Genomic DNA, 23,811 nt, shown 5'->3' with positions numbered 1-23,811 from the left:
CGTCATCCGCTCCGAGTGTTAATAAGGGGCCCTTGCTCTACACGAGGCGTTAATAAGGTGCCCTTCCTTTCACAGTCGGAGGCTGTCGGGGGCGTGCAGGCGGAGCATGGTGCGGCCGGTGTCGGCGGGGGTACGGCCACGGGTAGCCAGCGAGACCGCGACCATCACCGTGAAGGCCAGCGGCACCGTCCAGGCGGCCGGCTGCGCGGTGAGGGTGGCCGGCCAGCCGCTCAGCGGCGGCCCGAGCACGGTGATCAGCACCGCCGACACCGCCGCTCCGCCGCCGACCAGGATCCCGGCGGCCGCGCCCGCGTCGGTGAGCCCGCGCCACCAGATGCCGAGCACCAGCAGCGGGCAGAAGCTGGACGCGGCGACGGCGAAGGCCAGCCCGACCACCTGTGAGACGTCCAGCCCGGAGACGTTCAGCGCGAGGATCAGTGGTACCCCACCGGCGATCACCGTGGCGAGCCGGAAGCCGCGCACCGAACCACGGCCCAGCACGTCCGTGGAGATAACCCCGGCGACGCTGGTGAGCAGCCCGGACGAGGTGGACAGGAAGGCCGCGAACGCCCCGGCGGCGACCAGGGCGGCCAGCAGGCGACCGGTGGTCCCGGCACCGAGCGCCGCCTCGGGCAGCAGCACCACCACCGCGTCGGTCTGGCCGCTGACCAGCAGTTGTGGGGTGTAGATCCGACCCAGCACGCCGTAGATCGTGGGCAGCAGATAGAAGACCCCGACCAGGGCCAGCACCACAAGCGTGGTCCGGCGGGCGGCGGCGCCGTCCGGGTTGGTGTAGAAGCGGACCAGCACATGCGGCAGCCCCATGGTGCCCAGGAAGGTGGCCAGGATGAGCGAGTACGTGGCGAACAGTCCCCGGTCGTCCGAGCCGGCGGTGCTGGGCAGCAACCAGTCGGTTGTGCTGGTGGCGGCCCCGGACACCTCGGGCACCGGCTCGCCGGCCGCGAAGGTCAACTCGTCGCCGGGGTTCACCAGGCGGCTCTGCCCGTCGGGCAGGGTCAGGACGGCGCGATGTTCGACCACGACGGTGGTCGCGGTCCGGAAGGTCGGCCCGTCGGGCGGGGTCACCGCCGGCCGCCCGTCGGCCTGCCACTGCAGCGCCAGGAAGATCGCGGGTACGGCGAGCGCGGTCAACTTCAGCCAGTACTGGAACGCCTGCACGAAGGTGACCGCCCGCATCCCGCCCAGCGCCACGTTGGCGGTCACCACCACCGCCACCACCAGGGCACCCACCGGGTACGGGGAACCGGCCAGGGTGGCCAGCGTCAGCCCGGCGCCCTGCAACTGCGGCACCAGGTAGAGCCAGCCGATGAAGATCACGAATACGGTGGCGAGCGTGCGCAGTCGGCGGGAGCCCAGCCGCAGTTCGCAGAAGTCGGGCAGGGTGAAGGCGCCGGAGCGGCGCAGCGGTGCGGCGACGAAGAGCAGCAGGGCCAGGTAGCCGGCCGCGAAGCCGACCGGATACCAGAGCACGTCCACGCCGTACTTGAGGATCAGCCCGGCCACGCCGAGGAAGCTGGCCGCCGAGAGGTATTCACCGCCGATCGCGGCGGCGTTCCAGGTCGGGCTGACCACCCGCGAGGCGACCAGAAAGTCGGAGGTGGTGCGCGCCAGGCGCAGGCCGTAGAAGCCGATCCCCAGGGTGGCCAGGGTGACCGCCACGATCGCCGGTACGACGAGGTCGTTTGTCACCTCAACGCTCCGGCCGCTGGACCAGGTCGGTGAAGTCCTGCTCGTTGCGTTCGGCCAGCCGCACGTACGTCCAGCCGACCGCGACCAGGAACGGGAAGGAGAGCACTGCGAGCAGCAGCCAGGGCAGGTTGACACCGAGCACTGTCATTCGGCCCACCGAGGGGGCGATGGCGAACAGCCAGGGCAGTCCGCCCAGCCCGACCAGGACCACCGCCGACAGTTGCAGGGCCAGCGCGAGTTGGGCGCGTACCAGGCCGCGGATCAGCGTCTCGCCGACCCGGGTCTGCTGGGTCAACTCGGTACGGGCACCGCCGGCCCGGTGTCGTCGGCCGGAGACCTCGGCCAACACCACCCTGGTACGCGCCGCCGGCCCCGATCCGCGCAGCTGCGCGGCAGCCGGCCCCGCAGCCTGAAGCGGCTCCCCAGCCCGGGGCGCTTCCCCAGCCCGGGGCGCTTCCCCAGCCCGGGGCGGCGATGCAGGCTGAGGCGGCTCCGCAGCCCGGGGCGGCGGGGCGGCCCGCAGCGGCGGGGCGGCGGTCCCGGCTGGCTCGGCTGGCTCGGGTCGGCGGGGTGCCGGTGGTGAATCCTCGGCGGCCACCCCGGCAGTCTCGTCTGCCCGACGGGAATGTCAAGCGGCTGTGGACAACCTGTGGACAACCCGCGCGCCCTGTGGACGAAGCGGTGGACAAGGGGTGGCGACCATGGACGGCCACCACCCCTTCCCGCTCGACTCAGCTGGTCGGGATGGCCATGTCGATGCTCAGCGACCCGGTCGCAGGCACGGTGAACCGGGCCAGCCGATCGACCCCTTCGGGGTCGGTCACCCGGTAGCGGCCCGAGTGCATCTCGCCGTCGGCGACGAGGTGCAGGTCGTAGCTCAGGAAGATCCGCTGACGGCCGGTCAGACGCATGGTGAGCTGCCCGTCGGAAACCCAACCACTGCCCGTGATGTCACCGGTGTCGACGCTGTGGGCGAGCACGAAGCCGTCCCGGAACGGCGTGCCCTCGGTGTTCGTGACGGTGCCGGTGACCTCGACGCCGGGGCCGATCGTCGCATCGAGGGCGGCCGTCGAGTTGGCGGTGACCGTCACCGGTGCGGCGGTGAACCGGCTCGGCGCGTTGCCCGACCAGACGGTCGCGTACTCGTACCGGCTGAAAACCACCGGCCACGCGTACGGGCCCAGCCGGGTCAGGGTGTAGTGACCCTGATCGTCGGTGCGGGCGTCCTCCGCGCCGACGCCCGGGTGGCCGGTGAGCACCGACACGCTGACGTTCCGAATCGGGGCGCCGGTCTGGGCGTCGGTGACCTGGCCGCTGATCTGCCCCGCCCGGTCGAGTTGCACCGTCGGGGCAGTGGCCACGGCACCGACCGTGGCGGTGACCACGGCGGCCTCCCGCTCGTCACCGGTGCCGCCGTTCGGGCCGACCCACTGCCGGCCGTACGTCAGGTCCTGCGGCACGACGAACAGCTTGTGGTCGCCGTCCCGCAGCGGCCCGACCTTGACCTGGCCGCTGCGGTCACTGCACTCGAAATTGGTGTCGGGCAGGCGAACCTGCTTGGCCAGGAAGGCCCTGACACACACGCCCCGCAGGGGTGCCCCGCTCTGTCGGTCGACCACGGTGGTGGTGATGACCGCTCCCGGGCGCAGCTTGATGGTCAGCTCGGCGGTCCGGTCGGCCCGTACCCGTATGCCGGTGCGTTCCCGGGGGAAGTACCGGCCGTCCGGCGCGTACAGGTAGATGTCGTGCCGGCCCTCCGGCAGATCCGGGATGAGCACCGTGCCGGTGCCGTTGCTGCACTGATCGTGGGCGCAGAAGTTGGCCACCGGAGCACCGGTGACCGAGTCGACTGCCCGGATCCGCAGCGCGCCGGTGCCGAGCAGGGCGTCGGTGATGCTGGTCTGCTGCCCGCCGTGCACGGTCACCAGATCGGCGAGCTCCGGCACCAACTGTCCCCGGTAGTACTGCTGCCGGTCGCCCGCGTACAGGCCCACCCGGTAGGCCCCGGCGAGCAGTTGGACGTCGAATCTCCCGTCGGCGTCGGTCTGCGTCCAGGTGCCGGTGTACATGTTCGGCGTGTACACGGAGATGTCGGCGTCTCGCAGCGGCTGGCCGTCGGCGGTGGTGAACCGGCCCGACAGGTTGCCCACCGGCAGCACCGTGTCGTCGGCCACGATCTGCGCGTCGGCGGTCACGTCGAAGACGGTGGCCTCGTCCTCGTCGATCTTCCCCGGCACGTACTGGCTCTGGTACGAATCGGCCACCGGCTCGAAGCTGACCCGGTACCGGCCGGCGATGACGGTCATCTCGTACCGTCCGTCGTCGTCGGTGCGCGCGCTGCCCCAGGTGGAGGCGCCGATGGCCTGACCTTCGACGCGCAGGTCGGGCACCGGATCGCCGGCGCTGTCGATGATCCGACCGGTGATCGTGCCGGTGGCGAACAGTTGCTCGTCGACGGTGCTGGTGTTGCCCGCCGTCACGGTGACGGGGTCCGCGTCCCAGGAATAGAGCTGCTGCCGGTGGTACTGCTCCGGTCGACCACCGGGTTGGTAGCCCACCGTGTAGGAGCCCGCTGCCAACCCGTTGAGGGTGTAGTTGCCCTGGGCGTCGGTGGACGTCTGCGCAATGATGTTGTAGCTCCCGGTTCGGTAGACCAGGACCGGAACGTCGGGGGCGGCGGTGCCGGCGCTGGTGGTCAGCCGACCAGTGATCGTTCCAGTGGTGCTGGCGAGGGCCGGGGTGGCGCCGGGCAGCACGACGGCCAACGCGGCGATGCCGGCCAGTACGGCCCGGCGGATGTGGGGCAGTTGCATGGGCGTCCAAACGTGAGGCTGCGGGGCGACCCGTGCAGGCACCTGCCCGGCCGACCCGCGCCCCGTATCGAATCGGCACCACGAGGATAGGCCAGCGCCGATCTTTCGGTCTGCTGTGGACGCTCAGCGGCTCCATTCCTGCTTCGCGGCTCGGACCAGCTTGTCCTTCAACTCCCGGGTGTGCCGCCGACTCACCGGCAGCTCCGCGTCGTCGACCACGACCACGTAGCCGGAATTGACAAGTCGAAGCTCGGCGATCAGCCGCAACTGCACCAGGTAGGACCGGTGGATCCGGACGAAACCGGCGTCGGCCCACCGGTCGGCGAGCGTCGCCAGGGACACCCGCACCAGGTGCGAGCCTTCTGTGGTGTGCAGCCGGGCGTAGTCGCCCTGTGCCTCCACCCAACGCACGGCCGAGCGGGGCAGCATCCGGGTGGAGCCGGCCAGCTCGACGGGGATCGTCGGGTCCTCCTCGGCGCGGGCCAGGGCCGCCGGATGCGACGGCAGCACCCGTGACCCGACGACTCGACGCAGCGCCTCGGCGAGCCGCTCCGCGCGTACCGGCTTGCGGACGTAGTCGGTGGCGCCCAGGTCGAAGGCGTCCGCGGCGCCGTCGTCGTACGCGGTGACGAAGACGATCGCCGGTGGCCGGGCGAACTGACGCAGCACCCGGGCCAGCTCCATCCCGTCCAGGCCGGGCATCCGGATGTCCAGGAAGATCACGTCGACCTCGTCGTCGCGGAGCACCCGCAGCGCCTCGGTGGCGTCGCCGGCCGTGTGCAGCCGAGCCACCCTGGGGTCGGTACGCAGGTGGTACGCCAGCTCGTCCAGGGCCGGTGGTTCGTCGTCCACCGCCAGCACCCGCAGGAAGCCGGGCGTACCGCCGTTGCCGGTCACGAACGCGCCCGTACGCCGGGGTGGAACTTCGGCACCCGCATGCTCACCTTCGTGCCTGACCCCACGCCCGTCTCCACCACCAGGCCGAAGTCGCTGCCGAACACCGAGCGGAGTCGTTCGTCGACGTTCGAGAGGCCGACGTGCTGGCCCGGGTCGTCCCCCGGATCACCGGTGGCCCCTGCCAGCTCGGCGATTCCGGCGGTAAGTGTGCCCGGATCCATCCCCACTCCGTCGTCCTCCACCGTGATGTGACATTCGGCGCCCGCGTCACGCGCCTCGATGCTCACCATGCCCGTGCCGGGCTTGCGCGACAACCCGTGCCGGACGGCGTTCTCGACCAACGGTTGAAGGCACAGGAAGGGCAGTGTCACCGGCAGCACCTCCGGGGCGATCTGGAGCCGTACCTGAAGTCGGTCGCCGAAACGGGCCCGTTCGATTGTCAGGTAGCGGTCGATCGACCGAAGCTCCTCGGCCAACGTGGTGAACTCACCGTGGGCCCGGAACGAGTAGCGGGTGAACTCGGCGAACTCCAGGATCAGCTCCCGTGCCCGCTCCGGGTCGGTACGGACGAACGAGCCGATCGCGGTAAGCGCGTTGTAGATGAAGTGCGGGCTGATCTGCGCCCGCAGCGCGCGGACCTCGGCCCGCGCCAGCCGTTCCCGGGACGAGTCCAGCTCGGCCAGGGCGAGTTGGCTGCCCGCCCAGCGGGCGGTCTCCATGGTCGCCTGCACCAGGCCCGGAGCGGGCACGCCGTCGGTGACCGCGATCATGGCACCGGCCACCCGGCCCTCCGCGCCGGCCATCGGCGCCACCACCGCACCCCGGATCGGGCAGTCGATGCGGTCGCAGAGCAGTTCGGCCTCGCCGAGGACGGTGGACCGCTCGGTGGCCACCACTCGCTGCGCCGCCGCGCGCAGCTGGTCGGTGTGGTGCGCACCGCGTCCGTCGAGGGCGAGCACCTCCTCGGTGTCGGTCAACGCCAACCCCGCCGCGCCGACCAGGCCACGCAGGTGCCGGGCCGCTTTCGCCGCACCCGCCGGACTCAGCCCGGCACGCAGCGGCTCGGCGGCCAACCCGGTGGTGTGCAGCACCTCGTAGGTGGCCCGCTGGCTGGCCGTGGCGATGCCCCGCCGGCCACGCAGCCGAGCGACCGCGACCAGGGCCCCGGTGAGCACGACGACCAGCGACAAGACCCCGATGCCGGCCGAGAGGTTGCCACCCACGTTGATGATCCTGCTGGTTACGGTGGCTCAGGGAAAGAGCTGATTCAGTACGCGCCCTTGCGCGCCAGCACCACGCCCACCGTGCGCCACAGGATGCTCAGGTCGTACGCCAGCGACCAGTTGTCGACGTAGTAGAGATCCAGTCGGACGGCCTCGTCCCAGGACAGGTCGGAGCGGCCGGACACCTGCCACAGCCCGGTCATTCCGGGGCGGACCAGCAGCCGGCGGCGTACGTCGCCGAGGAAGTCGCCGTCGTCGGCGGGCAGCGGTCGCGGCCCGACCAGGGACATCTCGCCCATCAGCACGTTGATCAGCTGCGGCAGCTCGTCCAGCGACGAGGCGCGCAGGAAGCGGCCCACCGGGAAGACCCGCGGATCCTGCTTCATCTTGAACAGCATGCCGTCGGTCTCGTTCTGGTCGACCAGGCTGGCCAGCCGGTCCTCCGCGTCGACGTACATGGTGCGGAACTTCCACACCCGGAAGGTGCGCCCCTCGTGCCCGACCCGGGGCTGACGGAAGAAGACCGGACCGGGATCGGAGATCCGGATGGCGATGGCGATGACGAGGAAGGCCGGAATCAACGCCAGCAGGCCCAGCCCGGCGGCGACCCGGTCCATCATGTTCTTGGCCAGCAGCGCCGGCCCGGACAGGGTGGGCTCCTCGACGTGCAGCAGCGGCAGGCCCTCGATCGGGCGGATGTGCACCCGAGGGCCGGCGATGTCGGTCAGCTGCGGTGCCACCACCAGGTCGACCCCGGAGCCCTCCAACTGCCAGGCCAACCGGCGCAGCTCGCCCGGCTCGGCGCTGGCCGAGCCGCAGACCGCGATCGTGTCGCCGCCGACCTCCCGCACCAGGGCCAACACGTCACGGCCGGCGTACACCGGGACGGGGGTCTGCACTCCCTTGGCTGCGGCGTAACCGTCGGTGATGTGGATGGCGACCGGCACCAGCCCGGCGGCGGGGTTACGGGTGACCGCGGTGTAGACCTCCAGGCACTCCGGCAGGGTGCCGACCAGCACCATCCGGTGGGCCGCCTGCTGGGTGTTGCGGCGCATCACGTGCAGCACGAAGCGGGTCAGGATCCGGCCCAGCAGGATCAACAGCAGGGCCAGCAGCAGGGCGGTGCCGACGGTGAACCGGGACAGATCGGTCTTGGTGGCGAAGGCGAGGAACGACACGGCCGCGCAGACCGCCACGCCGGCCCGGATCACCCGCTTGAACTCGTCCGGCCCGAGACCGAGACAGCGTCGGTCATAGGCCCCGCTGAACCACAGAATCGTCAGCCAGCCCAGCGGCAGCAGCAGGAAGGCCACCGTGTGGAACCAGGTCGGGTCGTTCTGGGCCTCGTGGAAACCGGCGGTGGCCTGGTCGAAGGTGCGGATCGCGGTGAAGCTGGCGAACGCCGCCGCCGCGAAGTCGAGCAGCAGCAGAATCGCGGTGTACGGCCGATGCCAGCGGGAGACGCGTCGTCGAGCCCGCGCCCACGCCGAGCGGGGTACGCCGTTGTGTGACGGCGGGTTCGGCGGCTGGATCTCGAAGCTGTCGACGTGCCGCACGAGTCTGCTCCGGCCTTCGTTGGTTACCGGGCGCTGGAGGCTTGTCGTCACCTCACCCATGTCCTCCCGCATGACCCGCACCGCTTACTCGCCGTAAGGGCCCGAGTCTCCCACCGTTCCAGTTTCCCACGCGGATTCCGCCTCGACGCCGACCCGAGGGACATTGCGTGACGGACTCGCTTTCGCCTGGGATCTGGCCGGCTCCACGCCATCCGGAAGCCGGGGACCGGGCCACTATACCGATGGATGGCGGCCCGGGAAGAGTGCCGGACCGTGGTTGCGCACCCCGCGTCCGATTCCGCTCCGTAGTCAAGCGTGTCGTTACTCACCGTACAAGTCTGGACAGCCTTCGGTCAGCAAGGGGCTTGCCGCCGGTCTGGCAGGTCGGGCAGTACTGGAGGCTCGAATCGGCGAAGGAGACCTCACGCACGGTGTCGCCACAGACCGGGCAGGGCAGCCCCGTACGGGCGTGCACCTTCAACCCGGAGCGCTTCTCACCCTTCAGTTCCGCGGCCCGTTGCCCCAGCGAGCGGGTGACCGCGTCGCCGAGCACCCGCCGGGTGGCCGCGTGCAGCGTCGCCATCTGCTCGTCGGTGAGCCGGTCGGTCAGGACGAACGGTGACAGCTTCGCCGCGTGCAGGATCTCGTCCGAGTACGCGTTGCCCACCCCGGCCAGCACCGCCTGGTCGGTGAGCACCCCCTTGATCTGTCCCCGGCGGCTACGCAGCGCCCCGGCGAAGGCGGCCAGATCGGCCGAGAGCGCATCCGGCCCGAGTTTGGCCACTCCGGGCACCGCCTGCGGATCGGTCACCAGGTAGACGGCGAGCTTCTTCTGCGTACCGGCCTCGGTCAGGTCGAAACCGGAACCGTCGTCCAGGCGTGCCCGCAGCGCGATCGGGCCCTTGCCCGGCCGGAGCGGGACGGTCGAGGCGAACGCCTCCCGGTAGTGCAGCCAGCCGGCCCGGGCCAGGTGCACCACCAGGTGCAGGTCGCCGTCGAAGACGACGTCGAGGAACTTGCCGTGCCGGCGGGCGTCGGTCACCGACCGGCCGGTGACTGCGGTCAGCGCCGGATCGTACGTCTTCAGGGCGCTGATCGCGACGGCCTCCAGCCGCTCGACGCGGCGACCCACCGCGCGCTGTCGCAGGTAACCCGCGAGCGCCTCCACCTCCGGTAGTTCGGGCATCGTCCAACGGTAGCCTTCTTTCCCGTGAGCGCGAGGAATGAGCTTGCGAGTCCCGCAGTCGTGAACGAAAGACGAATCCCGTGAGAATCGTGGTGGCGCACAACCGGTACCGGGAAGCTCAGCCCTCCGGTGAGAACACCATCGTCGACGCGGAGATCTCCCAGCTCACCGCCGCCGGTGTGGAGGTGCTGCCCTTCCTGCGCAGCTCCGACGAGATCCCGTCGATGCCGAAGACGGCGAAGGCACTGCTGCCGATCTCCCCGATGTACGCCCCGAAGGCGCAGGCCGACCTGTCCCGGCTGCTCACCGAGCACCGGCCGGACGTGCTGCACCTGCACAACCCGTACCCGCTGCTCTCGCCCTGGGTGGTGCGGACCGCGCACAAGCACGGCGTGCCGGTGGTGCAGACGGTGCACAACTACCGCCAGGTCTGCTCCTCGGGGCTGTACTTCCGCGACGGGGTGATCTGCCAGGACTGCCGGGGGCGGGCGCTGGGGGTGCCGGCGGTCGTGCACCGCTGCTACCGGGGGTCGCGGGCGCAGAGCGCGCTGATGGCCACCACCCTGGCCGTGCACCGGGGCACCTGGAAGTCGGTGGACCGGTTCATCGCGTTGACCAGCGCGGTCGCCGACCACCTGCGCGACTACGGCATCCCGGACAGCCGAATCGTGGTCAAGCCGAACGGCATTCCCGATCCTGGTACGCCCGCCCCGCTCGGTCAGGGCTTTCTCTTCCTCGGCCGGCTCTCCCCGGAGAAGGGGCTCGGCCTGCTGCTGGAGGCGTGGCGTCGGCACCCCGACGGGGCGCTCGGGCCGCTGCGGGTGGCCGGTGACGGTGAGTTGCGTCCGCTCGTCGAGGCGGCGGCGGCCGAACGGGCCGATGTGACCTTCCTCGGCCCGCTGGACCGGGCCGGGGTCCGCTCGGCACTGGCCGCGAGCGCCGTGGTGCTGGCCACCTCCACCTGGCACGACGTGCTGCCCACAGTGATCATCGAGGCGTTGGCCAGCGGCCGTCCGGTCCTCGGCACGGCGCTCGGCGGCATCCCGTACCTGGTCGGCGCGGACACCCCCCGCGAGCCCGCCGGCACCGGCCCGGCGGTGATCGCCTCGGCCCCCGCCCCCGCCAGCCCCGGCGGACCGGCTGCTGCCGGCGGGCCGGGTGGCGTCGGTGGCATGGCCGGTCTGGGCAGTGCCTCCGGGGTGGCATCCGCGCTGCCGGCCGGGGTCCTGGCCGGTGAGGCCGGCTGGGTGGTGCCGCCGGAGCCGGCGGCGCTCGCCGCCGCGCTGCCGCTGGCCGCCGCCGGTGCCGCCGCACTCGCCGCCCCCGCCCGGTCCCGCTACGAGCGGGTCTTCCACCCCGACGTGGTCACCAAGCAACTCCTGGCCGTGTACGCGGGGCTCGCGCGCTCTTGATCGACGCTGTTACGCCGTAGTGGCGGTATCCCGCCTGCCCGGATACCGCCACTACGGCGTAACGAAGTCGATCTAGTAGGAAGTGAGCTTGTAGGACTGGAACTGGCCGGGGCTCCAGCCCCGCCAGATGCCGAGCCCCAGTCCGTAGCCGGTGCAGTCGTCGCTTGCGTAGGCGACGGCGTACACGGGGGTCCAGGCGATGGAGGTGACCGCGTCCTGCATCGGGTGGCAGAGGTCATCGACGGCGGTGTGGCGGGCGACCACGTAGGCGGAGTTCGCGGTGTACAGGACCAGGCCCTGGTCAGGCACCTTGAACGGTTCCCGCTCCACCTCCTTCGCGGCCGCGGGCGCGGCAGCCAGAGTGGTGGTCAGGGCTGCGGCGGCCAGGACCGCGGCAATCCGCTTGGCGGTTTTGCGCATGAGGTCTCCCAAGGGTGGGGTGGCGTGGGGAGCGAGAACATCAGCTTCGCCAGGAAGCGACATCCGTCTATGGGATCTTCTCATGGCATTGATTGAAGCGTCAACAATTGTCGATCACCTTGAAACCGGCGCGTCAACAGGGGGCCCTTCCTATGCGCGAGGCGTTAAGAAGGTGCCCTTCCTTACCAGCTGGCGCGGGCGGAGAAGGCGATGCTGGCGAGCAGGAAGCCGCCGTTGACGATCGTGAACGCCACGATCACCCAGAACACCAGCGCCGGAGCGACAGCCAGGACCAGGGCCGCCGCGAAGATCACCGCGCCGTAGTCGCGGACCAGCTTGACCAGGCGTACGGGCAGCGAGGTCGAGGTGACCATGCTTGCCGCGTTCGGGCCGGACTGCATCACCGAGGTGACCAGGTTGACCATCCAGCTCCCGGCGAACGCGGCCACCAGCCACACCGGAGTCGAGGGGCGCTGCGCCACCGCAGTCGCGGACAACGCGGCGACCAGGGCGATCTGAGCGGCCACGTCACAGAGCACGTCCACCCGGGCGCCTGCCGCACTGCCCTGGCCGGTCACCCGGGCCAACTGGCCGTCGGCGCAGTCCAGGGCGTACGCCACCTGCCAGCCGACCAGGGCGAGCAGCCCCACCAGCCAGGCCGGTACGTCCCCGGCGGCGACCGGGCCGGCGAGAGCGACCACGGTGGCCGAGGTGGCCAGCCCGAGCACCAGGTTGGTGATGGTCAGTGCGGTAGGCCGGAGCCCGAGACGCTGGGCGACGAGCGCGAAGACCGCACCGATCCACTGGCTGACCGACTCGCTGAACAGGCCACCGCCCCGGTTCACCCGGTGGAAGTCGGCGACCGTGGGGTGGGTCGGCTCAGCCAAGGTGCTCACGGAGGGCGTCAACGTAATCTCCCAGCCGGGTACGAAGGTCGTCAGCGGACAACGCGAGGTGTTCGAGGATGGTGTAGCGGTCCGGCCGGGTACGCGGCGCGAAGGCGACCGCCTCGACGAACTGCTCGTCGGTGAGACCCAACTCGCTCGGCCGGGTGGAGAGGCCGTGCCGGTGCAGGCAGCGGGCGAGCTGGCCGAAGCGCTCCAGGTCACCACGCAGGAAGGTGCAGAACAGCGAACCCAGGCCGACCTGCTCGCCGTGCGAGCCGGTGCCCGGGTAGAGGTGGTCGATGGCGTGCGAGATCTCGTGGTCGCCGCCGCTGGCCGGCCGGCTGGAACCGCAGACCGACATCGAGATGCCGCCCAGGATCAGCGCCTCGGCCAGCGTGGTCAGGAAGGCGTCATCGGTGATCTTGCCGGGGTGGTTGACCAGGGCCTCCGCCCCGGTCCGGGCCAGCGTCAGGGCCAGTCCGTCGATCGGCTCGTCGCGTACCTGATGGGCCAGCTCCCAGTCGGCACAGGCGCTGAGGTTGCTCACCGCGTCGCCGATGCCGGCCTGGGTCTGCCGATCCGGGCCGTTCTCCACGAAGTCGAGGTCGACCAGGACGGCGATCGGGATGTGTACGCCGTACGACCCCTTGCCGCCCTCGTGGCTCAATGAGGCCACCGGGGAGGCGATGCCGTCGTTGGCGAGGCTGGTCGCCACGGTGACCATCGGGAGGGCGTAGCGGGTGGCGGCGTACTTGGCCGTGTCGATGGTCTTGCCGCCACCGATCCCGACCACCGCGTCGTAGTGTCGGCGGCGCAGTTGGTCGCCCAGCGCGTTGGCCGAGTCGACAGTGCCGCCGCTGACGGTGAAGATGTCGGCCGATCCGAGCGAGGGCCGGCACAGGTCGGCGATCTTCTCGCCCTGCCCGGGGCCGACCACCAACGCCACGTCGCCGCCCCCGGAGATCCGCCGGTCGGCGAGCAGCGCGCCGAGGTCCGACACCGCACCGCGGCGGACCTCGATCGACAGCGGCGTCGTGACGGTACGGGCTAGTAACGGCACGCGATCTCCCGAGCCCGGGCCAGGTCGGCGTGGTTGTCGACCTCGACCCAGGACACGTCCCCGATCGGAGCGGCTCGCACCTCGCCACCCCGGTCGGCGAACTCCTGGTAACCGTCCTCGTAGTACAGGTTCGGGTCGCGTCGCCAGGTCGCCTCCAGCGCATCGGCGAGCGCCTCGGCCACCTGCGGCTCGATCAACGTCGCGCCGATGTACTCGCCGTACGCCTCGGCCGGGTCCATCAGCTTGGTGATCCGGGTGAGCTGGCCGGCGGCGTCGAAGGTGGTCTTCATCTCCTCCTCCGCCAGCGCTTTGATGTTGTCGATCGCCAGCAGCACACCGGGACCACGCTCGGCGAGCAGCGTCTTCTCCACGCTCACCGGGTGCACCGTGTCACCGTTGACCAGCAGCACGCCGCGGGCGAACCAGTCCCGGGCCAGCCAGAGCGAGTACGCGTTGTTCCACTCCTCGGCCTTGTCGTTGTGCACGAGGGTGATCGTGACGCCGTACCGGCGCTCCAGGTCGGCCTGGCGTTCCCGGACGGCGTCCGCGGCGTACCCGACCACCACCACGACGTCCGTGAGTCCCACCTCAGCCAGGTTGCGCAGGGCGATGTCGAGGATGGTGATCTCGCCATCCACCGGCACCAGCGCCTTCGGCAGGGTGTCGGTGTACGGGCGCAGCCGGCGACCCGCGCCAGCCGCCAGCACCATTCCGACCATTCCGGTACCAGTCTCTGTCTCAACGGCGTTCACCGGAGGAGGATAGCGCCGTCCCGTGGGCTGCCGTCGGCCCAGCCGGACAGCGCTGCCAGGTCGGCCAACATCTCCAGCCGCCGCGACCCGGGTCGCCCGGCACCGCGCGCCCAGGTGGCGGCCCGCGACCAGTGCGGCTTACGCGACAAGGGCGGCTGTGCGGCGTGTGCGCTGGTCCGCCGCTGTCGTTTGCGCTGGTCCGCCGCTGTCGTTCAGGAAGGAGTCGACCTCAGCAGGGCGAAGGCTCGCTCCGCGATCTGGCGGATCAGGCCTTCGTTGACGTGGCGGTGCTCGTCCAGCACGTCGACATCGTCCGGACCGAGCCAGCGGTACTCGGTGTGCTTGCCGGCCTCCAGCACCGGTGCGGTCAGGTCACCATCGACCCGGACCAGCCAGTCGTACTCGATCCGGGTCAGACCATCGTCACCGACGTAGCGGAACTCACCGACCGGGCCGAGGATCTCCGCCACCTGCCAGCCGGTCTCCTCCAGGACCTCCCGACGCAGGGCCTCCTCAACGGTCTCGCCCGGTTCGACGTGACCACCGACGATGTCCCAGCAGTTGGGGAACAGGCGGCGGTCCGCCGACCGACGCTGAAAGAACAGCCGCCCCTCAGGGTCGACGATAAGCGCTCCCGCACACCGCAACGGCTCGACGGACACCCCAGCACCCTAACCCTCCCCCACCCCACCCACCCACCACCCACTCCCTCCCCGCCGCCGACCTCCTCCACCTCCGCTAAACCCCCACCCCTCGCGCCCCTCGCGCTCGGCCCGTCGCGCGCGCCCCTCGCGCTCGGCCCGTCGCGCGCGCCCCCCGCGCTCGGCCCGTCGATCTTGCAGTTTTGGTCGGGGTTAAAGGTGCATATCGGGGCGTAAGGGGGACCGAAAGTGCAAGATCGGCGAGGTGTGGGTGGACGGGGTGGGGAGGGTGGCCGCGTGGTGGATGTGGCGCAGTGGGGGTGGGGGGTTAACGTCTGCGCGTCCGGTTCTGCGAGGAGGTATCCGTGGCGTTCCCCGAAGACGTGCTCACCGAGGACGAGCACGTCGTGCTGCACCTGCGTCCGCACTGGAAGGCCCTGATCCGGCCGGTGGCGGTGCTGGTGCTCGCCATCGCCGCGGTGGTGGTCGGCCTGGTGTTCCTACCCTCCGGTGGAGGCGGCTCCATCACCCTCGCCGTGATCGGCGGGCTGGCGGTGCTGGCCGTACTGGTGCTGGGTGCGTGGCCGTACATCGTCTGGCGCACCACGCACTATCTGTTCACAAACGAGCGGGTGGTGCTCCAGCACGGGGTCTTCTCCCGGGAGAGGCGGGACATCCCGCTCAGCCGGGTCAACGACCACTCGATGAACCAGCAGTTCGTCGGGCGACTGCTGGGCTATGGCACGCTCACCATTGAGTCGGCCGGCGAGCGGGGCCAGTCGGTGCTGCCCGACGTGCCGAAGGTCGACCGGGTCCAGACCAAGCTCTACGAGCTGGTCGAGGCGTTCCACGACAAGCACTCGTTGGGCGACGGGGAGCTGCGCGAGATCCTCGCGGAACGCGACAACAAGTCCGGCCTCTGAGCCCCCGACGCCTGAGCAGCCCGACCAGGCACGGGAGTACGCCCGACAGCGAGATGACCCAGCTTGCGTTGACGCAGCGAGAGCGCCCGCCGGACTCGGCGGGCGCTCTCGGGCGTTCACACGGATCAGCGGCGCCGGAAGCGGCGGTGCGCCGGGGCGGGCTGGAGTTCTGCCGCCAGCTCGGCCTCCAGCTCCTTGTCCAGCGCGGCGGTGAGTTCGGCCTCGTTGCTCAGGGCCGCGGCGCGGGGCTGGAGCGGCCGAGGCGTCAGGCTCGGCGGCCGGGTGGCGGGTGGTTCCTCTTCCTCCAACTCGGTGACGGACTCGGCGAGTTCGGCCACCGGATCCATCCCGGCCATCGTGTCCCACTCGTCGCGGGGCAGGCCCTGCCAGGCCGGCCTGGCCTCGGCGGGCGCGGCAGGTTGGAAGACGAACGTGCGGTACGACCAGAAGCGGAACAGCGTCGCCAACACCACACCGCCGGTCTTGGCCACGTTCAGCGCCAACAGGCTGGTCATGCCCAGCCCGTACTTCGCGGCGGCGAGGACACCGAGTTCGATCAGCAGGCCCGCCCCGTTGAACAGGAAGAAAAGGGCGTATTCCCGCTGCATGGCCGATTTAGGGCGATCTCGGTACGTCCAGTGCCGATTCATCAGATATGACGTGATTGTCGCCACCACCGTGGCGATCACCGTCGCTTTCAGCTGACCATCGACAAAAATCGTCAGGGCGAGGGCGTTGAACACCGCATAATTGATGACGGTGTTGATGCCACCGACCAGGCCGAATTTGAGCGCCTCATGGATGAACTTCTGCCAGCGCTCAGGCAGCAGACGGACAAGAGGCATGCGTAACACCTTAGGGCAGTGGGCTCGGGCCGGCAGGCTCCGGCCGTACGGGTGGGCGGGAGGTCACGCCCCGCGGTCCCGGTCAACTTCCGCGGCGACGGGAGTTCCCGTATCCACGAAGACGAACCGTCGGTACGACCAGAATCGGAACAGCGTGCCGAGGCCGGTGCCCACGACGAAGCTGGCGATGTTGTCGGCCAGCCGGGTCTGGAAGACCTCCGGCCAGATGCCGCCCAGGCCGTAGCGGCTGATGGCCAGGCAGGCCACCGCGATGCCCAGGCCCACCGCGTTGAAGAAGAAGAACAGCGCGTACTCGCGGGCCGGGTGGGAGCGCTGGCGGTGCCGCCACGTCCAGAACCGGTTGCCCAGGAACGCGAACGTGGCCGCGATCACCGTGGAGATCGTCTTCGCCGTGATCTGTTCCACCCCGGCAGGGCCGATCAGGTAGTTGAACAGGGCGAAGTCGATGAGAAAGGCCACTCCGCCCACGGTCGCGAACTTGCTCATCTCGCGCACGAGGTGACCGAAACGGTCGCGCAGGGAGTGGATCAGACCCGATCGGGTCTGCCGGGAGCCTGGCTCTCCGGTCATCGTGGCGGCCACCGTGCGAGCGTACCGGTTGGTGGCCCCGCAGGCGGGTAGTGACGACCTGCGGTGTCCGGTGGCGCGGCGGTGCGGACGGGCACGAACGGAGCGTAACCGGACCGATTCAATCCGGAGTCGATTTCCGCTACCTCCCAGCAGGTGCCAAAGCGCCGTCGCCGGGTGGCCTTGATAGAGGTTCACCGCAAGATTTGCGTGAAACTGCGCGCGAAAGCGGGTAAAGGGCCGTGAAGCGGCAGCGTACCCGTACCTTGTGCAGTTCTTCACAACCAGTCCCACTGACTGTGGAGGTCCCTCGGTTTACGCTGAGCGCAATCCCAGGTTTCCACGAAGGCGACGCACAACGCGCGCCGAGACTCGTGCACTCCAATAGACCGGTCAGCGTCGACCACAAGGAGAAGTGTCATGGTTGCTCCGGCCACCGTTCGGGGTATCGATCAGGCCCCGACGTCCCACCCCAAACTGCTCGCCTGGGTCCGTGAGGTCGCTGAACTGACCACCCCTGACCAGGTGGTCTGGGTTGACGGGTCCGATCAGGAATGGCGTCGCCTCACCGATGAACTGGTCGAGGCCGGCACCCTCATCCGGCTCAATCCCGAGAAGAAACCGAACTCGTTCTATGCCCGGACCGACCCGACGGACGTCGCCCGGGTCGAGGAGCGGACGTTCATCTGCTCCGTGGACGAAGCGGACGCCGGCCCGACCAACAACTGGATGGCGCCGGCCGAGATGAAGCGGACGATGACCGATCTGTACCGCGGTTCGATGCGCGGTCGGACGATGTACGTCATTCCGTTCGTGATGGGTCCGGTCGAGGCCGAGAAGCCCATGTTCGGTGTCGAGATCACCGACAGCCCGTACGTGGTCGCCTCCATGCGGATCATGACCCGGATGGGTGCCAAGATCCTGGAGGCGATGGGTGACGACGCGGACTTCGTCCGCGCTCTGCACTCGATCGGCGCCCCGCTGGCCCCCGGTCAGCAGGACGTGGCCTGGCCGTGCAACGAGACCAAGTACATCTCGCACTTCCCGGAGACCCGGGAGATCTGGTCGTACGGCTCCGGCTATGGCGGCAACTCACTGCTCGGCAAGAAGTGCTACTCGCTGCGGATCGCCAGCGTGATGGGGCGCGACGAGGGCTGGCTCGCCGAGCACATGCTGATCCTCAAGATCACCTCGCCGGAGGGCAAGGTCTACCACATCGCCGGTGCGTTCCCGTCGGCCTGCGGCAAGACCAACCTGGCCATGCTGGAGCCGACCATCCCGGGCTGGAAGGTCGAGACCATCGGCGACGACATCGCCTGGATGCGCTTCGGCCCGGACGGTCGCCTCTACGCGGTCAACCCGGAGTTCGGCCTGTTCGGCGTGGCACCCGGCACCGACTGGAAGACCAACGCCAACGCCATGCGGACCCTGGACAAGGGCAACTCCATCTTCACAAACGTCGCCCTGACCGACGACGGTGACATCTGGTGGGAGGGCATGGGCGAGCCGCCGGCGCACCTGATCGACTGGAAGGGCAACGACTGGACGCCGGAGAGCGACAGCCTCTCCTCGCACGCGAACAGTCGGTTCTGCACCCCGATCGCCCAGTGCCCGATTCTCGCCGAGGACTACTACGACCCCAACGGCGTGCCGATCGACGCGATCCTGTTCGGCGGCCGGCGGCGGGACACCGTACCGCTGGTGACCGAGGCCCGGGACTGGGTGCACGGTGTCTACATGGGCGCCACCCTCTCCTCGGAGACCACCGCCGCCGCCTCCGGCGCGGTCGGTGTGGTCCGCCGTGACCCGATGGCGATGCTGCCGTTCATCGGCTACCACGGTGGCGACTACTTCCGGCACTGGATCGAGATGGGCAAGGGTGCCAACGGCGACGAGTCGAAGCTGCCCAAGGTCTACTACGTCAACTGGTTCCGCAAGGACCCGGAGGGCAACTTCCTGTGGCCCGGATTCGGGGAGAACTCCCGGGTGCTCAAGTGGGTCATCGAGCGGATCGAGGGTCGGGCGGAGGCCGTCGAGACGCCGATCGGCATGGTCCCGACGCTGGACTCCCTCGACGTCGAGGGCCTGGACATGACCCCGGAGGACGTCCGGATCGCGCTCAAGGTCGACCCGGACGAGTGGCGCGACGAGCTGCCGATGGTCACCGAGTGGTTCGAGAAGTTCGGTGACAAGCTGCCCGGTGTGCTCTGGGCCGAGCTGGACGCCCTGCGGGCACGACTCGACGCGGAACAGTCGCCGCGCGGGGTGTGATCGAGGCGGGATCCGAGGCATCATCGGATCCCATGAGGACGGCCGCCGAGACCGAGGTCCGGCGGCCGTCCGCCGTCCGGGCCATGACCGTGCTGCTCGCCGTGACCGCCGCGGCCACCGTCGTGGTCGAGGTGCTCAACTGGTGGTACGCCCCGGAGCAGGGCTTCGGGCTGGCGGTACGCACCGGCTGGGCGATGTTGCGGTCGATCGGCTTCCTGCTGCTGATCGGTCACGTACGACGAGGGCGTACGGTGGCCCGCCCGCTCGGCCTGATCCTCGCCGTCACGACCGTCTTCGCGGTCGGGCGGCTGATCGTGCCCCGGCACGGCGTGCCACCGCTGCCCGGTCTGCTCGGGTTCGCCCTGCTCACCGCGTTGTGTGTCGCCGTGGTCTGGCTGCTGTACCGCTCCCCGGCCATCGCCGGCCATCTGGTGCGGCACCGGCCCCGCCTGGTCATCGAGCGCTCCGGCATCTTCTGGCGGGAAACGCCCCAACGCCGACCGGAGGCCAACGCCTGGCTGCTGACCAGCCGGGTCGCCGCGTTCACCTACAGCCCGCTGATGCTCGTACCGGCGCTGGTGGCCGTCGCGGAGATCCTCGACGGCCGGCCGTTCGCACTGCCCGCGGTGCTGTTCTGGTTGGCGGCGGGGATCGCGACCAGTTACCTGGTGCTGTTCTGCACCGCGTTCCTGATGCGTGGCAAGCGCTGGGCGGGCATCCTGCTCGTGGTGATCACCGTGATCGTGCTCGCGGTGGACCTTCCGCTGTGCTGGTGGTTACTCGGTGTGGATGGCCTGATCCGCGACGGCACGCCACTCGTCGCCGCGGCGTTCCTCGCCCTCTATGGCGTACGCCGTGCTTCCACGGCCGCGCCCGCGTCCTGAGCTGGGGCGATTCGACCGGGTCTCGGCCGCTCGGTGCGGTATCTGCCACCGGCACGCTCTCCTGCGCGCGGGCTCGCTACTCTGCAAGTGATGACTCTGCGGAAACTTCTCTACTCCGTCTACGAGCGGCGGCTGACGGCCAAGCTCGCGGGCCGTCCGGTGCCCCGCCACGTGGGCGTGATGTGCGACGGTAACCGCAGGTGGGCCCGGGAGATGGGCTTCGTCGACCCGAACGACGGGCACCGGATGGGTGCCGAACGGATCAAGGAGCTGCTGCGGTGGTGTGACGCGGCCGGGGTGGGGCACGTGACGCTCTGGCTGCTCTCCACCGACAATCTCTCCCGCCCCGCGACGGAACTGGACCCGCTGCTCCAGATCATCGAAGATCTGACCACCGAGCTGGCCGAGGCGGGCAACCCCTGGCGGCTGCGGATGGTGGGCGCGCTCGACGTGCTGCCGGCCCACCACGCCGCCGCGCTCAAGGCCGCCGAGGAGCGGACCCGGGACCGCAGCGGCGGCGCTCAGGTCAACATCGCCGTCGGGTACGGCGGCCGCCGGGAGATCGCCGACGCGGTCCGCTCGCTGCTGCTGGAGCACGCGGCCAACGGCGGCACGCTTGAGGAACTGGCCGGTTCCCTCGACGTCGACGACATCTCGGAGCACCTATACACCCGCGGCCTGCCGGACCCGGATCTGATCATCCGGACCAGCGGAGAGCAGCGGCTGTCCGGCTTCATGCTCTGGCAGTCGGCACACTCGGAGTTCTACTTCTGCGAACTCAACTGGCCGGACTTCCGCCGGGTCGACTTCCTCCGCGCACTGCGCTCGTACGCCACCCGTCAGCGCCGCTTCGGGGCCTGACCAGGTCGGCCGTTCTTCCGGCCGTCAGGTCAGGTGATGGGTGGCCTCGGTGAGGAAGTCGCCCAGGGCGGCCGGTGAGTCGATGGTCAGGTCGGCGGCCTCGGCGACCTCGGCACCGGTCTCCGGGTTGGCGACAGCGACGCAGACTCCCATGAAGTCGGCATCGGCGGCGGCGCGGGCCCGCAGCGCGGCGAACGCCTTGATGTCGGAGACGTCGTCGCCGAAGTACCAGGCGCCCCCCGCGTCCTGCACCAGCTCGTCGATGACCATGCCCTTGTCGCGGTCGACCGGCGGCTTGATCTCCAACACCATCCGGCCGATCTGCACCCGCAGCCCGAGGCGTTCGGCCTGGGCCCGGCCCCACTGCTCGACCGTCTCCGCCAGCTGCGGGGCGGTACGCCAGTGCAGAGCCACCGACAGCCGCTTGTACTCCACCAGGGCCTGTGCCGGAAGTTCGGCGCGGGCCAGGTCGGCCAGCTCGCTCATGGTGGGCACGAAGGGCAGGGCGGCCGGCTCGGTGACCGTCTCGCCTCCGGAGTGGCTGTGCTCCAAGCCGTACAGGCCGTAGAGGTCCACGCCGCTCAGCCCGTCGAAGTGCTCCCGCAGGAACTCGACGGGCCGGGCGGAGACGATCGCGATCCGCCGTACCACCGGGGCCAGCGCCTCGATAGCGGCCAGCACCTTCGGCGCGGGCTGCACCTTTGTCGGGTCGTCGGCGACGGGCGCGAGTGTGCCGTCGAAGTCGAAGAAGAGCACGGTCTCGCCGGCCCGGTCGGCGGTGATTCGCCAGGCCTGGTCGGCATTCAAAGGGATCTTCGGCGGTTGGTCGCCCAGATTCAACGGTGGCACGCGCCACAGCGTACCCCGGCTTTTGGCGATCAATCCTGGCCCGAGTCGGCTCGTTCGGCCCTTGCGCTCAGCGTTCGGCGGCTCCCCGTCCTCGGCGACCGAACGGCAATACGGCCGCTTCCTGACCGTGACTGAGCAGGTAGCCCTCCACGAATCCGGCGTTGCGGTCGCCGGTGTGCGCCTCGATCTCCCGAAGTCGCTCGACCAGGAACTCGGTGAGCGCGGTGACCCGGTCGTTGAGCCGCTCGTGCAGCTCAGCGATCACGGCCAGGACGATCGCGGTGCTCGCGGCGACGAGCGCGACGAGGTTGACGAGCAGCGGAAGCTGCCCGCCGTCGAGGGCCAGGGTCACCGCGTTGCCGGTGACGCAGAGTGTCACCGAGACTGTTGCGACCACGACTGCCGACCATTTCAGGGTCATGAAAGACCCTCCTTCTGTCCCGCAGGGCTGGGTTCGGCCTTGTCCCGTCCCCCCGCCGACGACGAGCCCAAGCAGTACAGATACGGACGCTAGCGTGCCCGATCCCGCCCCGAAGCGAAACGAATGAGGCTGACCTGCTGTTCTTTCGCCATCTGAGAACTAGCTGGCCGCTTCCCCTCGCTTTCGGACACCGGTCGGAAGGGTCGGCCGGTATGCGAGGTAACGAATGGTTTCTCTGATGTGGAACTTCTCCGCGTCCGACACGTCGGGGTCGACCAGGCGTCGGAGCAGCGCCTCCACGTCGGGGTCCATCGGCGGGGGCGTCGAGGTGGACCGGTGTCGGGAGGAGGTCCGATCCCAGCCGAGTGCCGCGAAGGCCGGCGTCGGGTCGAGGCCGAGACCTTCGCAGAACGCCACCACCCGCTCGGCCTCCGGATCGCTGGCCCAGTCGCCGCGTACCCAGCGGTTGATCGTCTGCCGTGAGACGCCGGTGCGCCGGGAGACCTCGGTGCCGCTCCATGCCCTTGTGGCACGGGCCTCGTCGAGGGCCCGTCGGACGAAGGTGGCGAAGGCGATCTTCCGTGCATTGGCGGTCTCGGTCACCTCGTGACCGTACGACCGTTGGACCTGAGTAGGCGTCCTCGGCACGCCTTTGTCACGCTTACGTGACGCCGACGCTGACTGGTCAATCAGGGTTCCGACATTCTTCCTGAGGGGTGTCACCTGGGCAGGATAGATGTCCGTAGGTGCGGGGGCAAACGCACGAAAAGCTGATACTGTCACGCCCATGGGACAACCTACGGTGTGTCACGTGCCTGAGACGATAAGTGCTCACCTGCGTCACGCGCCCGGTGCACGGGAGGTGCGGTGACCGAACTCGCAACCCGTGCGCAGGCCTTCGGCCTGATCGCGGAGGGTGTCGCCGCAGGGCTCAGCGCGCCCTGGCGTCTTTACCTGGCCCGGGGCTGTCGCTACCTCTCGCTCAGTGTCGGCGACCGGACCGAGTGGAACGCCTGGCGAACTCACCTCGGCTGCCCGGAACTGAGCGTCCGGGTCTATGACGCCGGCGGCGAGATCCGCCGGTCGTCGGTGGCCGAAGTGGTCCTGGACGGCTGCCGGATCAGCGTCGAGCTGGTCGAGGAGGTCGGCACCGACGACCTCGACCGCCTGCTGGTGACCGACCCGACCACCGTCGAGCCGGAGGAACGATGAGCAACGTGCGAGGCACCGGAGCGGCCGGATGAGTCCCTTCCTCGCGATCTTCCTGGTGCTCGTGCTCGCTGCGACGAGCTACGCGGCCGGACGGCTGCACGGGCAGCTCAGCTACCGGATCGGCTACCGCTTCGGATATCGGCAGGGCTACTTCGACGGTGACCGCGGCGCCTGGAACCGCCGACGACGCGACGCCCAGGCCGCGATCGCCACCGCCCTGGCGGTCACCACCACACCGGCAAACGCCCGGGTGCCGGCCGCCGTGGCTCAGCCCGGCACCACGTACACCGGATCGTCGTTCACGACGCCGACCGCCTCGGTAACCGGGCGGCACCCGACCGGCACCCTCGTGCGACGAACCGGCTGAGACCGGTCGACGGGCTCGCGGGCCCGTCCAGAA

24 protein-coding genes are annotated in these 23,811 nt (G+C 69.9%); 7 read left to right on the top strand and 17 right to left on the bottom strand.

What is annotated here, in order from left to right; genetic code table 11:
- Window positions 1-69 precede the first annotated feature (69 nt).
- The 7 genes from C1A38_RS04655 to C1A38_RS04625 all read right to left on the bottom strand — a co-directional run bounded on the left by C1A38_RS04655 (window position 70) and on the right by C1A38_RS04625 (window position 9,385).
- Window positions 70-1,710 (bottom strand): sodium/solute symporter, encoded by a 1,641-nt coding sequence (locus C1A38_RS04655; RefSeq protein ID WP_102656587.1) that lies wholly within the window; start codon window positions 1,708-1,710, stop codon window positions 70-72.
- A gap of 1 nt (window position 1,711) precedes the next feature.
- Window positions 1,712-2,095, bottom strand: a complete 384-nt coding sequence (locus tag C1A38_RS04650) for a hypothetical protein (protein ID WP_102656637.1) — start codon at window positions 2,093-2,095, stop codon at window positions 1,712-1,714.
- A gap of 346 nt (window positions 2,096-2,441) precedes the next feature.
- The gene (locus C1A38_RS04645) at window positions 2,442-4,523 is read right to left on the bottom strand and encodes a carboxypeptidase-like regulatory domain-containing protein (protein WP_102656586.1); all 2,082 of its coding nucleotides are present in this window, start codon (window positions 4,521-4,523) and stop codon (window positions 2,442-2,444) included.
- A 123-nt stretch (window positions 4,524-4,646) separates the two neighbouring features.
- Window positions 4,647-5,420, bottom strand: a complete 774-nt coding sequence (locus C1A38_RS04640; RefSeq protein WP_102656585.1) for a LytR/AlgR family response regulator transcription factor — start codon at window positions 5,418-5,420, stop codon at window positions 4,647-4,649.
- Window positions 5,417-6,643, bottom strand: coding sequence for a sensor histidine kinase (locus C1A38_RS04635; protein ID WP_102656584.1), 1,227 nt, complete (start codon window positions 6,641-6,643; stop codon window positions 5,417-5,419). The genes C1A38_RS04640 and C1A38_RS04635 overlap by 4 nt, the downstream gene beginning before the upstream one ends.
- A 44-nt stretch (window positions 6,644-6,687) precedes the next feature.
- Entirely contained in the window at window positions 6,688-8,259 is a 1,572-nt protein-coding gene (locus C1A38_RS04630) for a sugar transferase (protein ID WP_102656636.1), read from the bottom strand.
- A gap of 265 nt (window positions 8,260-8,524) precedes the next feature.
- Window positions 8,525-9,385 carry an Fpg/Nei family DNA glycosylase gene (locus tag C1A38_RS04625; protein WP_102656583.1) on the bottom strand — a complete coding sequence of 287 codons (861 nt, stop codon included), beginning with the start codon at window positions 9,383-9,385 and terminating at the stop codon, window positions 8,525-8,527.
- An 80-nt stretch (window positions 9,386-9,465) separates the two neighbouring features.
- Here C1A38_RS04625 and C1A38_RS04620 point away from each other — a divergent pair, with 80 nt between their 5' ends.
- Window positions 9,466-10,797 carry a glycosyltransferase gene (locus tag C1A38_RS04620; RefSeq protein ID WP_102656582.1) on the top strand — a complete coding sequence of 444 codons (1,332 nt, stop codon included), beginning with the start codon at window positions 9,466-9,468 and terminating at the stop codon, window positions 10,795-10,797.
- A gap of 72 nt (window positions 10,798-10,869) precedes the next feature.
- Here C1A38_RS04620 and C1A38_RS04615 read toward each other — a convergent pair whose 3' ends face one another.
- The 5 genes from C1A38_RS04615 to C1A38_RS04595 form a co-directional block, all read right to left on the bottom strand.
- Window positions 10,870-11,217 (bottom strand): hypothetical protein, encoded by a 348-nt coding sequence (locus tag C1A38_RS04615; RefSeq protein WP_102656581.1) that lies wholly within the window; start codon window positions 11,215-11,217, stop codon window positions 10,870-10,872.
- A gap of 182 nt (window positions 11,218-11,399) precedes the next feature.
- On the bottom strand, window positions 11,400-12,113 hold the full coding sequence (locus tag C1A38_RS04610) for a CDP-alcohol phosphatidyltransferase family protein (RefSeq protein ID WP_102656580.1): 714 nt from the start codon (window positions 12,111-12,113) through the stop codon (window positions 11,400-11,402).
- Window positions 12,097-13,164, bottom strand: coding sequence for an iron-containing alcohol dehydrogenase family protein (locus tag C1A38_RS04605; protein WP_102656579.1), 1,068 nt, complete (start codon window positions 13,162-13,164; stop codon window positions 12,097-12,099). Before C1A38_RS04605 ends, C1A38_RS04610 begins: the two co-directional genes overlap by 17 nt.
- Window positions 13,152-13,883 carry a phosphocholine cytidylyltransferase family protein gene (locus C1A38_RS04600; RefSeq protein ID WP_102656578.1) on the bottom strand — a complete coding sequence of 244 codons (732 nt, stop codon included), beginning with the start codon at window positions 13,881-13,883 and terminating at the stop codon, window positions 13,152-13,154. The genes C1A38_RS04605 and C1A38_RS04600 overlap by 13 nt, the downstream gene beginning before the upstream one ends.
- Window positions 13,884-14,128: 245 nt before the next feature.
- The gene (locus C1A38_RS04595; protein WP_102656577.1) at window positions 14,129-14,578 is read right to left on the bottom strand and encodes an NUDIX domain-containing protein; all 450 of its coding nucleotides are present in this window, start codon (window positions 14,576-14,578) and stop codon (window positions 14,129-14,131) included.
- A gap of 344 nt (window positions 14,579-14,922) precedes the next feature.
- Between C1A38_RS04595 and C1A38_RS04590 the strand changes: the two genes are divergently transcribed.
- On the top strand, window positions 14,923-15,480 hold the full coding sequence (locus C1A38_RS04590; RefSeq protein WP_102656576.1) for a PH domain-containing protein: 558 nt from the start codon (window positions 14,923-14,925) through the stop codon (window positions 15,478-15,480).
- Window positions 15,481-15,605: 125 nt separating this feature from the next.
- Here the strand turns inward: C1A38_RS04590 and C1A38_RS04585 are convergent, their stop codons facing one another.
- The gene (locus C1A38_RS04585) at window positions 15,606-16,325 is read right to left on the bottom strand and encodes a GtrA family protein (protein ID WP_102656575.1); all 720 of its coding nucleotides are present in this window, start codon (window positions 16,323-16,325) and stop codon (window positions 15,606-15,608) included.
- A gap of 63 nt (window positions 16,326-16,388) precedes the next feature.
- The gene (locus C1A38_RS04580; RefSeq protein WP_233196626.1) at window positions 16,389-16,916 is read right to left on the bottom strand and encodes a GtrA family protein; all 528 of its coding nucleotides are present in this window, start codon (window positions 16,914-16,916) and stop codon (window positions 16,389-16,391) included.
- 417 nt (window positions 16,917-17,333) lie between these two features.
- On the opposite strand from C1A38_RS04580, the gene C1A38_RS04575 reads away from it, so the two are divergent.
- The 3 genes from C1A38_RS04575 (at window position 17,334) to C1A38_RS04565 (ending at window position 20,929) form a co-directional block, all read left to right on the top strand.
- Window positions 17,334-19,184, top strand: coding sequence for a phosphoenolpyruvate carboxykinase (GTP) (locus C1A38_RS04575; protein WP_102656573.1), 1,851 nt, complete (start codon window positions 17,334-17,336; stop codon window positions 19,182-19,184).
- 32 nt (window positions 19,185-19,216) lie between these two features.
- Window positions 19,217-20,068 (top strand): hypothetical protein, encoded by an 852-nt coding sequence (locus C1A38_RS04570; protein WP_102656572.1) that lies wholly within the window; start codon window positions 19,217-19,219, stop codon window positions 20,066-20,068.
- A 90-nt stretch (window positions 20,069-20,158) separates the two neighbouring features.
- Window positions 20,159-20,929 (top strand): isoprenyl transferase, encoded by a 771-nt coding sequence (locus tag C1A38_RS04565; RefSeq protein WP_102656635.1) that lies wholly within the window; start codon window positions 20,159-20,161, stop codon window positions 20,927-20,929.
- Between the two features lie 24 nt (window positions 20,930-20,953).
- Here the strand turns inward: C1A38_RS04565 and otsB are convergent, their stop codons facing one another.
- The 3 genes from otsB to C1A38_RS04550 form a co-directional block, all read right to left on the bottom strand.
- On the bottom strand, window positions 20,954-21,778 hold the full coding sequence (gene otsB / locus C1A38_RS04560; RefSeq protein WP_102656571.1) for a trehalose-phosphatase: 825 nt from the start codon (window positions 21,776-21,778) through the stop codon (window positions 20,954-20,956).
- A gap of 67 nt (window positions 21,779-21,845) precedes the next feature.
- Window positions 21,846-22,199: a hypothetical protein gene (locus C1A38_RS04555; RefSeq protein ID WP_013731586.1), complete on the bottom strand. Its 354-nt coding sequence runs from the start codon at window positions 22,197-22,199 to the stop codon at window positions 21,846-21,848.
- Window positions 22,200-22,358: 159 nt separating this feature from the next.
- Window positions 22,359-22,802, bottom strand: a complete 444-nt coding sequence (locus tag C1A38_RS04550; RefSeq protein WP_102656570.1) for a helix-turn-helix domain-containing protein — start codon at window positions 22,800-22,802, stop codon at window positions 22,359-22,361.
- Window positions 22,803-23,066: 264 nt separating this feature from the next.
- Here C1A38_RS04550 and C1A38_RS04545 point away from each other — a divergent pair, with 264 nt between their 5' ends.
- Both C1A38_RS04545 and C1A38_RS04540 read left to right on the top strand, forming a co-directional pair.
- Entirely contained in the window at window positions 23,067-23,411 is a 345-nt protein-coding gene (locus C1A38_RS04545; protein WP_102656569.1) for a hypothetical protein, read from the top strand.
- 28 nt (window positions 23,412-23,439) lie between these two features.
- Window positions 23,440-23,778: a hypothetical protein gene (locus C1A38_RS04540; RefSeq protein ID WP_102656568.1), complete on the top strand. Its 339-nt coding sequence runs from the start codon at window positions 23,440-23,442 to the stop codon at window positions 23,776-23,778.
- Window positions 23,779-23,811 lie beyond the last annotated feature (33 nt).

The sequence above is a fragment of the Verrucosispora sp. ts21 genome (assembly GCF_002879555.1).
Taxonomy (GTDB): Bacteria; Actinomycetota; Actinomycetes; order Mycobacteriales; family Micromonosporaceae; genus Micromonospora; species Micromonospora gifhornensis.
This window is presented reverse-complemented; position numbering and strand designations above follow the sequence as displayed.